Annotated in this window: 7 protein-coding genes and 1 pseudogene; 7 read left to right on the plus strand and 1 reads right to left on the minus strand. The window is 50.8% G+C overall.

All coding sequences use genetic code 11. The features are described from left to right. A pseudogene (locus HMPREF2932_RS13460) lies at window positions 1-165 on the minus strand (IS256 family transposase); the annotation flags it as partial. A 561-nt stretch (window positions 166-726) separates the two neighbouring features. Here HMPREF2932_RS13460 and HMPREF2932_RS09710 point away from each other — a divergent pair. From HMPREF2932_RS09710 to HMPREF2932_RS09740, 7 genes are read left to right on the plus strand one after another with little or no spacing between them, the layout of a single operon-like run. Then, a complete protein-coding gene (locus HMPREF2932_RS09710; RefSeq protein ID WP_070730359.1) occupies window positions 727-3,177 on the plus strand; it encodes a type I restriction-modification system subunit M in 2,451 nt (816 codons plus the stop codon). Beyond that, the gene (locus HMPREF2932_RS09715) at window positions 3,177-4,424 is read left to right on the plus strand and encodes a restriction endonuclease subunit S (RefSeq protein ID WP_083313782.1); all 1,248 of its coding nucleotides are present in this window, start codon (window positions 3,177-3,179) and stop codon (window positions 4,422-4,424) included. Before HMPREF2932_RS09710 ends, HMPREF2932_RS09715 begins: the two co-directional genes overlap by 1 nt. Continuing rightward, window positions 4,414-5,127 (plus strand): TIGR02391 family protein, encoded by a 714-nt coding sequence (locus HMPREF2932_RS09720; RefSeq protein ID WP_071410071.1) that lies wholly within the window; start codon window positions 4,414-4,416, stop codon window positions 5,125-5,127. Before HMPREF2932_RS09715 ends, HMPREF2932_RS09720 begins: the two co-directional genes overlap by 11 nt. Continuing rightward, window positions 5,124-8,210: a type I restriction endonuclease subunit R gene (locus tag HMPREF2932_RS09725; RefSeq protein WP_070730329.1), complete on the plus strand. Its 3,087-nt coding sequence runs from the start codon at window positions 5,124-5,126 to the stop codon at window positions 8,208-8,210. The genes HMPREF2932_RS09720 and HMPREF2932_RS09725 overlap by 4 nt, the downstream gene beginning before the upstream one ends. Before the next feature lie 58 nt (window positions 8,211-8,268). Next, a complete protein-coding gene (locus HMPREF2932_RS09730) occupies window positions 8,269-8,922 on the plus strand; it encodes a M48 family metallopeptidase (RefSeq protein WP_256380902.1) in 654 nt (217 codons plus the stop codon). Window positions 8,923-8,962: 40 nt separating this feature from the next. After that, window positions 8,963-9,934: a HamA C-terminal domain-containing protein gene (locus tag HMPREF2932_RS09735; protein ID WP_071410072.1), complete on the plus strand. Its 972-nt coding sequence runs from the start codon at window positions 8,963-8,965 to the stop codon at window positions 9,932-9,934. Next, window positions 9,934-12,591: a DEAD/DEAH box helicase gene (locus tag HMPREF2932_RS09740; RefSeq protein WP_168166992.1), complete on the plus strand. Its 2,658-nt coding sequence runs from the start codon at window positions 9,934-9,936 to the stop codon at window positions 12,589-12,591. Before HMPREF2932_RS09735 ends, HMPREF2932_RS09740 begins: the two co-directional genes overlap by 1 nt. The last annotated feature ends 140 nt before the right edge of the window (window positions 12,592-12,731 follow it).

Genomic DNA, 12,731 nt, shown 5'->3' on the forward strand with positions numbered 1-12,731 from the left:
CTTCCAGCAGGTTTGTGGTGGCTTTTAAGTCCTGGGTGAAACCTTCAGGCGGGTCAAGGAAGGTAAATAGTTGTCCTGTGTGGATGAGTTTTCTAGCCGCTTTAATGCTCGGCGGGCGTTGCGGTGGGTGTACCACCATTTCTGGTTGTCCGAAATCAGTAGTGGACCTTAGACCGCTGTCGCCGATAGATGGCCCCTGCGCCCGTTCGAGATGGTAGCTCGCGAGCCCCTTCTGCCGAGGCAATATCATCCACCAGCGTTCCCCACTTGAGAACATCAACAACCCAGTCCACGTAACCATCCATGTCCGAGGTGTTATTAATTGCGTGCATGCAGTGGAATATATCCGTGACCCCATGTGGGCGAGCAGAATCTGCGTCTATCGGAGTAGGTAGGCCATGCGGCTGTCGCGGGAGGTGCGAACATTTGAGCGAGCGGCAGATGAAATGGCCAGCATGAGCTGGAGTGCTGCAAGGTTTCACAAAACTGCTGGTCAGGGTATAATTGCACCATTAGCATTTGCCCGCTCCCTGTTTCGCGAACTTGTCGAGAAGTATGAGCGGAATGGTTAACGGGTACTGCTCGACATTAATGTCTGGCGCGGTCAGTAATGTCGGTATCATCTAGAAGATAAGCCACGCTCTGTGGAGGAGACGAACAGTATATGATTTTAAGAGCCCAAAGTAAGAAGTTAGCAGTCAAGCTGCCGAAGGTGGTGGCGTGGTAGTGGCTCTTAAGAAATCCGATCTTTATAGCTCCCTCTGGAAGAGTGCCGATGAGCTGCGTGGCGGCATGGATGCCAGTCAGTACAAGGATTACGTCCTGACACTGCTGTTCGTGAAGTATGTCTCGGATAAGGCGAAGAGCGATCCTTACAGCCTCATTGAAGTTCCGGAAGGCGGATCATTTGATGACCTGGTTGCGCTAAAGGGCGCGACGGACATCGGTGAGAAGATGAACATCGCCATCCGTCGACTGGCTGAAGCCAATGATCTTCAGGGCGTTATCAACAACGCCGACTTCGATGACCCGAACAAGCTGGGCGAAGGTAAGGCGATGCAGGATCGCCTGACGAACCTTGTCAGTATTTTTCAGGACGTCGATTTCACCGGTTCTCGTGCCGAGGGCGACGACCTGCTCGGTGATGCCTACGAATATCTGATGCGCCACTTCGCCACTGAGTCTGGCAAGAGCAAGGGTCAATTCTACACTCCGGCGGAGGTTTCTCGCATCATGGCTCAGGTGCTGGAGATCCCAAAAGATGCCCCTCGCTCGACGACTGTCTATGACCCGACGTGTGGGTCTGGATCGCTTTTGATTAAGGTGGCTGACGCCGCGCCTAATGGCCTGTCGATTTACGGACAGGAGAAAGACAACGCCACCTGGGCACTGTCGCGGATGAACATGATCTTGCACGGCAACGAGACGCATGACATCCGTCAGGGTGACACACTCTCGGATCCGAAATTCCTCAAGGGCGAACAGCTACAGACCTTTGACTACTTCGTAGCCAACCCGCCGTTCTCAGTGAAGACCTGGAAGAACGGTTTCGACAAGGAATACGATCGGTTCGAGGGCTTCTCCGAGCCACCAGAGAAGAACGGTGACTATGCCTTCTTGCTTCATATGGTGAAATCCCTGAAGTCTGATGGTCGGGGAGCGGTTATTCTTCCCCACGGCGTGCTTTTTCGTGGCAACACCGAGGCGCAGATCCGTGAGGAGCTGATCAGGCGTGGTCTAATTAAGGCGATTATTGGGCTGCCGGCCAACCTGTTTTATGGAACCGGCATCCCGGCCTGCATCATTGTCATCGACAAGAAGAGAGCCACCAACCGGACGGGCATCTTCATGATCGATGCCTCCAAGGGCTTCGAGAAAGACGGGCCGAAGAACCGTCTGCGTCCTCGGGATATGCGAAAGATCATCGACACCTATCTTGCCGGCAACGACGTCGAGCGCTTTGCCCGGATGGTGTCGTTGTCGGAAATCTCTGACGCTAAGAACAACTATAACCTCAACATCCCCCGCTACATTGACACGTCTGAACCTGAAGACATTCAGGACCTGGAGGCTCACCTTAAGGGCGGGATTCCGAACCGAGATCTGGATGCTCTGGGTGAATACTGGGATGCTTTCCCGAACCTACGTGACGAGCTATTCCGACCTCTCCGCGAGGGATATTCAGAGCTCACAGTGCAGCCTGATCAGGTCGCCAAGGTGATTGAGGAATCAGAGGATGTTAAGGCTTTTACCTCGACTGTTTCCAAGGCTGTTGAGGATTGGTGGGGTTCTCACGGATCTCAACTGGAAACGATTGACTCGCAGACCAGGCCGCAACAGCTGATTGAGGATCTTGGTGATGACTTGCTGGAGAAGTTCCGGGGCCGTCCGCTGATCAGCGAGTACAGCATGTACGAGCAGCTGATGAGCTACTGGAATGACACCATGCACGATGACGTCACACTCATCGTCGGGTCCGGCTGGGTTGATGCTGCTCAACCGCGTGAAGCTCGGATCACTGGCTATGACAACAAGAAGAAGCCGAAGTACGAGGCTGCTGACCTGGTCTTCGGCACGGGTGTCAAGGCCCAGCGTTGGGTAACTGACCTGATTTCACCGGCACTGATCATCGATCGATATTTCGCCGAAGAGAAGGCCGAGCTTGATCGTCTTACTGCAGAGCAAGAGCGCAGCAGTCTGGAGTTACAGGAGTACATCGACGAGCACGCGGTCGAGGAAGGTCTGCTTTGGGAGGCTGTCAACGACGATGGCGGAGTGAAGTTGGGCGACGCGAGGAAGCGCCTCAGGGAAGCTAAAGCTGAGGGCGCAGAGGCTGAGAAGGTCTCCGCGCTCAATCATGCCGTGAAACTGTTTGCTGCTGAGACAGTGGCAAAGAAGGCCGCGAAAAACGCCGCCTTTGAAATCGATCAGCAGAGCTTTCAGGCCTACGAAGGTCTTCGAGATACGGATATACGGGTGCTAGTCATCGAGGATAAATGGGGTGATTCAATCCGGGAATCGTCAGATGTTGAAGTCGTAAAGACCATTCGGTCTCTCGCATTAAGGCTCAATACACTTGGTGAACGTTACTCCGAAACCCTTGAACAAATTATCGGCAAAACTGAAGAAGCTGATCGACGAGTTTGCGTTCATTTGCGGAACATGGGGGTCTTGTAATGGTTTCTTGTCATGAAGTTCAGAGGATTTCGGATTTTGCAGAAGTTAAGACTGGGCCCTTTGGCTCTGCTCTTCATCAGAAAGACTATAAAGCTACAGGGACCCCGATAGTCACAGTGGAACACCTCGGAGATAGAGGCATTATTCACCAAAATCTTCCTCTTGTGGGAACAGAAGACTTGAAGCGTCTTTCGACTTATAAGTGCCGTGAAGGAGACATCCTTTTCAGCAGGGTCGGGTCAATAGATAGAAACGCGATCGTCAAGGGAGAAGAAGATGGCTGGTTGTTTTCTGGGCGTCTTTTACGTGTGAGAGTGGACCAGGCAAAAGTAAACTCTGGATATCTCAGTCAAGTTTTTCATACTGAAAATTTCAAAGATAAGGTGCGGTCCGTAGCAGTAGGCCAAACCATGCCTTCTCTAAATACGCAGATTCTCGGCAGTTTGACTGTCGATTTGCCATCGCTTGATGAACAGAAGATTGTCGCAGGTAGGTTGAGTTCGGCTGATCAACTCATTGAAACTCTTGAACGCCTCATCTCAAAGAAGCAGGCAATCAAGCAGGGCATGATGCAGGAGCTGCTGACTGGTCGCAAACGCTTGCCGGGATTTACCAAACCTTGGAAGAATATATCAATTGCGAGACACTCCCATTTGAAGGCAAGAATTGGCTGGCACGGGCTCACGACCGGTGAATATCTCCAGTCGGGCAGCTATAAACTAGTCGGTGGCACTGATTTTAAGAATGCTAAAATAGACTGGAATTCAGCCGCTTTTGTGAGTAAATGGCGATTCGATCAAGATCGCAATATTCAACTTCAACCTGACGATGTCCTTATAACTAAGGACGGAACTATTGGTAAAGTTGCAATTGTTGATAATCTTCCTTTTCCGGCCACATTGAATAGTGGAGTTTTTGTAGTGCGACCGATCCGGGGAACCTACGAATCGAGGTTCTTGTATTGGCTGTTGCGTTCTTCAGTGTTCGAGAACTTCATTTCATCCCTAAGTGCGGGGTCAACCATTAATCATCTTTACCAAAAGGATCTAAATACTCTTACTTTAGATTTTCCAGAGGACTTTTCTGAACAGCGAGAGATTGCGAGTGTACTGGATGACGCTGACTCAGAGATCAGAGCCTTGGAGTCTCGCCTCGAATCAGCTCGCAATATAAAGCAGGGTATGATGCAGGAGCTACTCACTGGGAGAATCCGCCTTCCCGTAGGGGGCAAGCAAGATGAATATTGATTGGGCGCTAAAAGAGCTGCACACCTTCATCTATCTGACTGAGCGTGTTCCTCACCCAAGTCCTAGCGTCATAGGTAGCTTTCCGCGGGGGTCTAAAGCCGATATTGCTTCTCAGGCGCAAGTAGCCGAGAAGATTATGGATCGGGCTACTCCTGGCTGGCGCTCTGAGTTGACCGGGATTAAGCTGGGCACTTGGGATCGCCATTACGAGGCTGCAATCAGAGCTCAAGCACAGCTCCAACGGGCTGAAGAAGTCGCTCAGAATCTGGGAGAAAATGCTCCAGAGCTTTCTGCTGCGGAGCTGCACCCTTGGATCTGGGACGGAGCACAGTCGCTCTGGCAGTCAGGTCATTACCGTGAAGCCATCGGTGGTGCGATTCGCAAGCTGAATGCTGAGACGCAGAACAAGATCGGTCGTCGGGATGTTAGCGAAACAAATCTTTTCAAGCAGGCTTTCTCCACCGATCAGGCAAAGAAAGGAGCGTCTCGGCTACGACGAATGAAAGATGACGGCAGTGACACCTATAAGTCGGTTCAGCGTGGCGCTATGACATTTGCTGAAGGGGTCTTTGCTGGTATTCGAAACCCTCTTAGCCATGAAGCTGATCAAGAACTTACGGAGCAAGAAGCTCTAGAGTATCTCGCCGCCCTTAGCGTTTTGGCACGCTGGGTGGACGAATCCACCGTGGAGGCATCATCATGAGTCTGGTCGGGCAGCGTGAGCGTGTCACGCAGAATCGCGTCGTGGACATCCTGTCGAGTCAGCTCGGGTATGAGTATGCCGGGGATTGGAAGGATCGGGCCAACTCCAACGTTGAAGAAGAGCTGTTGCGCCAGAATCTGCTGGCACGTGGCTACGAGGAGGACTTGGTTCGACGTGCCATCGAGCAGCTTCGCAAGGCTGCTTCGCTGCCGACTGGTGGATCGCTATACGACGTCAACCGCAAGGTCTACAGCTTGCTGCGCTACGGCGTGAAGGTAAAGCGCAGCGCTTCTGAAAACTTCGAGACCATCTGGATTATCGACTGGGACAACCCGGAGGCTAACCACTTCGTGGTGGCTGAAGAGGTTTCGATCAAGGGCAGAAACACCAAGCGTCCAGATGTCGTGCTCTACGTCAACGGCATCGCTCTCGGCGTCATCGAACTCAAGCGTTCCAAGGTCAGCATCGGTGACGGCATCCGACAGCACCTCGGCAACCAGAAGGCAGATTTCGTTCGCCCCTTCTTTACCACTGTTCAACTGCTTTTTGCCGGTAGTGATGTTGAGGGCCTACGTTACGGCGTGATTGAGACTCCGGAGAAGTACTGGCTGGAGTGGAAAGAGCCAAGCGTGGTTGAGAACCATCTCGACCGTGGATTGCTCCAGATGGCGAACAAACAGCGCTTCTTGGAGCTGATTCATGACTTCATCGTCTTCGACTCGGGTGTGAAGAAGACGGCCCGACATAACCAGTACTTCGGTGTTAAGGCTGCTCAGGAGCGTATTGCTCGTCGCGAGGGTGGCATTATTTGGCACACTCAGGGGTCAGGCAAGAGCTTGACGATGGTGTGGCTGGCGAAGTGGATCCGGGAGAACCAGCGCGAAGCGCGTGTCTTGGTGATCACCGACCGGACTGAGCTCGATGAGCAGATCGAGAAGGTCTTTGCCGGTGTTGACGAGACCATCGAGCGATCGACGTCTGGCGCCGGCATGATCGGCATGCTGGGCCGGAACCAGCCATGGCTGATGTGCTCACTGGTGCACAAGTTCCGGGGCGATGACGAGAAGGATCAGGGCGACACCGAGGATTTCGTGCGTCAGCTCAAGAAACCTCTCCTTGAAGGGTTCAGCCCCAAGGGCAATCTCTTCGTCTTTGTCGATGAAGCTCACCGCACCCAGAGTGGCAAACTCCATAAGGCGATGAAGGAGCTGTTGCCGAACGCGATGTTCATCGGCTTTACCGGCACTCCGCTTCTCAAGAAGGACAAGGCCAAAAGTATCGAGACCTTCGGGTCGTACATCCACACCTACAAGTTCGATGAGGCCGTTGATGACGGCGTGGTGCTGGATCTGCGTTATGAGGCTCGGGATATTGACCAGCGGCTTATGAGCCCGGAGCGGGTCGATGAGTGGTTCAAGATCCACACCCAGGGCATGACCGACCTAACGAAGCACCAGCTGAAGAAGCGCTGGGCGACGATCAAGGAAGTTGAGTCGGCTGAGCCGCGAGCTCGGCAGATCGCCGCTGACATCCTGATGGATATGGCTAGAATGCCTCGCCTGATGGATGGTCGAGGTAATGCCATGTTGGTGTGTTCGAGTGTCTACCAGGCCTGCAAGTTCTATGACATCTTCAGCCGTAGTGAATTGGCCGGTAAGGTCGCGATCATCACGAGCTATGAGCCGAACGCATCCCAGATCTCGAAGGAAGACTCTGGGGCTGGCAAGAACGAGGAGATCGTCAAGTACGACGTCTACCGTCGGATGCTCGCTGACTACTTCCAGACCAATGCTGATGATGCCGTTAAGCGGATTGACGAGTTCGAGAAGGACGTCAAGGAGAAGTTCATCAATCATCCGGGTCAGATGAGGCTGATGATCGTGGTCGACAAACTGCTGACCGGCTTTGATGCTCCGAGTGCGACTTATCTTTACATCGATAAGAACATGCAAGATCATGGTCTTTTCCAGGCTATTTGTCGCGTGAACCGGCTTGACGGTGATGACAAGAAATACGGCTACATCGTCGACTACCGCGACCTGTTCAAATCTCTGGAGGATGCGGTTTCTGACTACACCTCCGAAGCTTTCGCCGACTACGACGAGGAAGATGTGGAAGGCCTACTCAAGGATCGTATTGAGCAGGAGCGTCAAGACCTGGACGAGGCTCTTGAAATGGTGCGTGCTCTGTGTGAGCCGGTGGCTCCCCCTAAGGGCACGTTGCAGTACCAGCACTATTTCTGCGCGATGGAAAGCGGCAGCGCAGAGCAACTCAAGGCTAACGAACCTAAGAGAGGGGATCTGTACAAGGGCGTGACAAGTCTGGTACACGCCTATGCCAACTTGGCCAACCGTATGAGTGAGGCTGGATACTCGGAAAGTGAAGCTGCATCAATCAAGTCTCAAGTGAAACACTTTGTTGATGTGCGCGACGAGGTGAAGCTTGGAGCCGGTGAGAATGTTGACCTCAAGCAGTTTGAGGCCGGCATGCGTTCTCTACTGGATACTTATATCCAGGCAGACGCATCGCGAAACCTTGCGACTTTTGACCAAGGGCTCGTGCAGCTCATTGTCGAACATGGAGTTGGGGCTTTAGAGAAACTTCCGGAGAACATCCGAAAGACCCCGGAGGCTGCGGCTGAAACCATCGTCAATAACGTTCGTAAGACAATCGTTGACGAGCAGGCCATGAACCCGAAGTATTACGAATCTATGTCTACTTTGCTCGATGCACTGATTGAGCAGCGTCGTGAGGCTGTGATCGACTACGAGGAGTATCTGCTTAAGCTGGTTGAGTTAACCCAGCGTCTCGCCAAGGGCGAATCTGATAGGAAATTCCCTGACTGGGCCAAGACGCCTGCTCGACGGGCCCTGATCGACTTCGCGTGGCCGAAGAATATCGAGGTCGACGTCGAGCGGATTTACGCCACGATTCAGCGCAACAAGGAGCATGGCTGGTCTGGAGACAAGAAAAAGCAGAAGTCTTTGATGCGTACTCTTGCACTCAACTTCCCTGGGCTCTTAGATAAAACGCAGATGGAAAGTCTGCTCGATCAACTGAAAAAGCATGATGAATTCCGCTAGTTCTTACCTCACTGTTTCCGGCTTTGATGTTGAGCTGGTCTACAAAGACATCAAGAACATGCATTTGTCGGTGTATCCGCCGATGGGTCGTGTTCGGGTAGCTGCGCCCGCTCGGTTAGATGAGGACACCATTCGTCGGGCTATCATACAACGCCTGCCATGGATTCGGCGGGAACGAAATCGTCTCCAGAACGCTAACCGGCAATCCAAGCGACAGATGGTCTCCGGGGAGAGCCACTATGTCTGGGGTAAGCGATATCGTCTGGATGTTTCGAGGCACAGCGGGAACCCAAAGGTTGTTCTCTCAGGAGATATTCTCTGGCTCTATTCCCCGGAAGGGTCGACGCCAGAGGATAGGTTTGGCATTCTTGATCGCTGGTACCGCCGGGAACTTAAGGCAGTACTGCCGGCTCTGGTCGAGAAGTGGGAGTCTGTCATGGGTGTGAAAGCTAATCGGGTCACAGTTAAGCGGATGAAGACTAAGTGGGGTTCATGTAACCCTGATAGCCGGAACATCTGGATCAACCCGGAGCTAGCAAAAAAAAATCCTCGGAGTCTGGAGTACTTAGTGGTTCATGAGCTGGCGCACCTGGTAGAGCGGAGTCACAACTCGAGATTTGTGGGGGTGATGGATCGACACCTCCCGGACTGGCCTACGCGGCGAGACGAACTCAATGGGGCACCCCTAGCCGCAGAAGAATGGTCGGAATGAACCCTCGTCAATTTCGACAAATCAAGAGAGGAGAAAGCAAATGAGGGGCGATGCCATCTTGAATGTTATAGGTCCAACATTAAAACAGAACACTAGGTTTTCCGACCTCTTTTATGATTCGGTCGACATCGATATCAACCCTAGAACTGAATGCAAACTATCCGTTTTACGGATAGAAAGTGGCGAATTTATCCTAGACGAAATGTTCGACTATCTGTCGAAGGCTAGCATTGGCTACGTCCTATCAAGGAGAGAATACGAAAGGTATCTTGCTGATTTGGCCATCGATCCGAATAACGCCATGGCCTGGGCGGAGGATATTAAAGCAAAGTTTCAAGAGCCGAACGCTACAAATGGCGAAGGCGGCGAAATGATCCTGTATGCACTACTTGAAGAGGTTGTCGGTGCTCCAAAGATTCTAAGTAAAATGGAAATCAAAACCAATAACAAAATGCCAGTATTTGGCGCGGATGGATTACACCTACTCAGAGTGAGAGATGATGAATACCAACTAGTGTTTGGCGAGTCAAAAATGCATGGAGATCTTGGTGGTGCAATTTCGAAAGCCTTTGAATCAATGAGTAGTGTGAAGGATACTTCATTTAGAGACGATACGTCACTGGTATCCAGTCAACTAATGAAAGAGGCTGTTAATGATGAACAGCTCAAAGCGCTAGAAGCTATTCTTATTCCAGAACCGGGTGCGACTCAGCGTATTAAGCTCGTCAATTCTTTTGGTGTTCTAGTGACCTTTGATCTTGACGTCGACGACTTCGATCTTTCTCTACATGACGATGACCAAATCGAGACCGAATTTAGAATCCGGGCGCAAAATGCGGTACAGGCAAAAACCAATGATATTCAGAAGCAGATTCGGAAGTATCAGCTTGGTGCAACAAATTTCCATATATTTGCTATGCCCTTCTTGAAAAGAACAGTCGGAGCAGAGACGCACGGTGTCGACAAGGTGCGTGAAGATCTTCAGCAACGACTTCGGTGGGGGAAGGGATGATGTCGAAAGATACTGAAACTGTCGCTACGAGACTTGGTAGAATCATTCTTGCGAGGCCCGACTACGTTGACTTGGTTCAACGAGCAGAAGCCATCGTTGCGGAGTATTTTCTTACTCATAAAATCACTGATGAGCCTTTGCATCGCCTCATTGCACCTGGTCTACGGTTCGCGGATATCCTCTCGCATTCAGACAAGGCCGAGCATCGTGAACGTGCATACGCCTTAATTGCAATGTTTCAAGAACTTAAAGAACAGCAACAACTAGATGCTGAATCACTCCAACGGCTAGAAGCATTTTCCATTGCTGTGTTCTCGGTTCTGGGAAATTTTCCAGGACTTCGCAAGCTAGAGGAGTCTGATGAGAGCGACGGTTACCAAGTTCCAGCTGAGCGGCTATTTGCTCGAGGCTTCAAAGAATTTCACCAAAGAACTTCTGACAGGTCGAGCGTACTAACGGATGCTCAATACGAAATTGCAACCGCTATGGAGTGTGTGGATTTCTACAGTTTCTCTGGGCCAACGTCGCTTGGAAAATCATTTGTAATCAAGAGTTTCTTGAAAGCAGAGGTGCAAAAACCACAGCTCGCAGATGCTTGTGTGATCTTCTTGGTCCCCACAAATGCGCTTGTCGCCCAAACGGCAAACGACTTGAGAAAACTACTGGAGGCTCTTCCTACGGTAAACGTAGCCATATATCCAGATCAGCCAGAGATAATGAAAAGGCTTTTTGCGACCACCGTATTTGTGTTTACTCCAGAACGGCTGATTCGCTTCCTCAATGCGCCGAATCGCTCCATCAAGCTACTTATTGTTGACGAGGCCCATAAAATCGTAGCGGAGAATGACTCGCGCAGCCCCCTCTTCTACTATGCAATCGATGAAACCGTTCGAAGCTTTGCGACTAAACTAATCTTCTCTTCGCCGAGCTTGAGCAACCCAGAGCTCTTTCTTGAGCTTTTCGGAAAATCTACTGGCGGAAGCATGGTTGTGCGAGAGCGGACAGTCACCCAGCAAAGATTCTATGTAGATTTCATTGATAGAGAGGCGTCGTATTTCTCGTCGGACTTAGAATCTGAACGGATACTCGTTGAGTCAGTAGATCAAATGTCTTGGGCTCCTGACGAGGCAGTAAAGTTTTGGGCGAATGGGGCTAAGTCACTCGTTTACGCAAATACTCCCTCTAAAGTGGTCAATCATGCCCTCTCATTCGCTGGGGAAGAGAATGTAGAAATCTCTCAACAGGTCCATCGACTTATTGAACGGATTGGTAGAGAGATTCATCCACAATACTACCTCATTGATGTACTTAAGCGAGGCGTTGCTTTTCATCATGGGAAAATGCCGGTTGCGATCCGAGAGGACATTGAAAGCGTATTTAAGAGTGAAACATCTGGGATCGACTTTCTATTCTGCACGTCGACGCTCCTTGAAGGAGTGAACCTTCCTGCAAAGAACATATTTATCCTCACTGATAAATACGGGGGAGGTCGTAGTTCTTTCGGAAAGCTAGACTTTGAGAACTTGGCAGGCCGTGCAGGTAGGTTAACTGAAGACTTTCAAGGCAATGTCATTTGCATCAGGGCAGATGACGCGACATGGAAGGATCCCGACCTGCAGATTCCGATAACATCCCCGATCGAGGTAACGAGCTTTATGGTACCTCCCCCGGAGTCGAAGGGAAGAAAAAATTATACCGATATCGCTAAAGTCCTTCAGGGGAGATCGGTCAGTGGGACCAGGAGCGATCGGCAATCCGCCGAGAAATATGCAACGATTTTACTGGCTCAAACTCAAAAGAGTCATGCCTCGCTTCTTTCGCAGAACTTCAATGAAAAGGTGAAAGATGGGTCTAAACTTCTCAAAGAGGTCAACGATTCACTTGAAGTGAGTGTAGATACTGTACGACGTTCTCCCGAAATTGAACCTCTAACTCAGGACCGCGTATATCGACTTTTAAAGAATTCTGGGGATCCGTACGTTATAAGTTCTGTTGAGGAAATATCTTTTGATAGCATCTTAAGGATGCTTGACACTCTGAATAGAGTGTACGACTGGAAAGACAAAGAGTCTTCAGGTAGTCGCGACCTATTTCGGAAGAATGCAGATGACGCAGAACGTGTCAGGCGGCTTAAGTACTGGGCAAGCTTAACTCACCATTGGATAAAAGGTCTTCCGGTAAGCGCATTGATTTCTCGGTCAATTGCTTACGCAGAGAAGTCAGGCGTAATTTATGGCGCGGGAGGTGGGAATCCCTACCAAAGATCTGTTTTTGATCCGAATTCTAAAATTCATATCAATCACATTATTGACGAAACCCTCAGCAATCTTGAGTATGGTGTAGGATTTCGAATTCCTATATATTTGAAGAATTACTACGACATTTGTGTCAGTCTATTGGGCGAGGAGAATGCCGGACTTGATCTTTCTGTCTTGATTGAGTTTGGCACCACTAGCCCGGTAGGGATAGAGCTTCAGCAAATCGGATACACGAGAGACTCTGCATCTGAACTTTGGAGGAAAGGACCTCAACACCTTCAGTTGTCTGTAGAGGGAAAAATTGCGCATCTAAATGTGGAGGCGATCACTCTCGATCAGAATCTAAGTGACGAGCTCCGAGAGGAGACGATTCACTTACTGGGGACAAGGGTGTCTTAGGACTGGTCTCTTCCGGATTGATAGCGATTCTGTCGAACTATAGTGATCGGGTCCGGAGCCTCTCCCTCGCTTGTTCCAGCACGCGACTCGATCGACCAACTGCTAAAGGGGCCCTTCCGGTTTTAGAGTGCGTTGATTTT

Source organism: Corynebacterium sp. HMSC074H12 (assembly GCF_001813755.1).
Lineage (GTDB): Bacteria > Actinomycetota > Actinomycetes > Mycobacteriales > Mycobacteriaceae > Corynebacterium > Corynebacterium hiratae.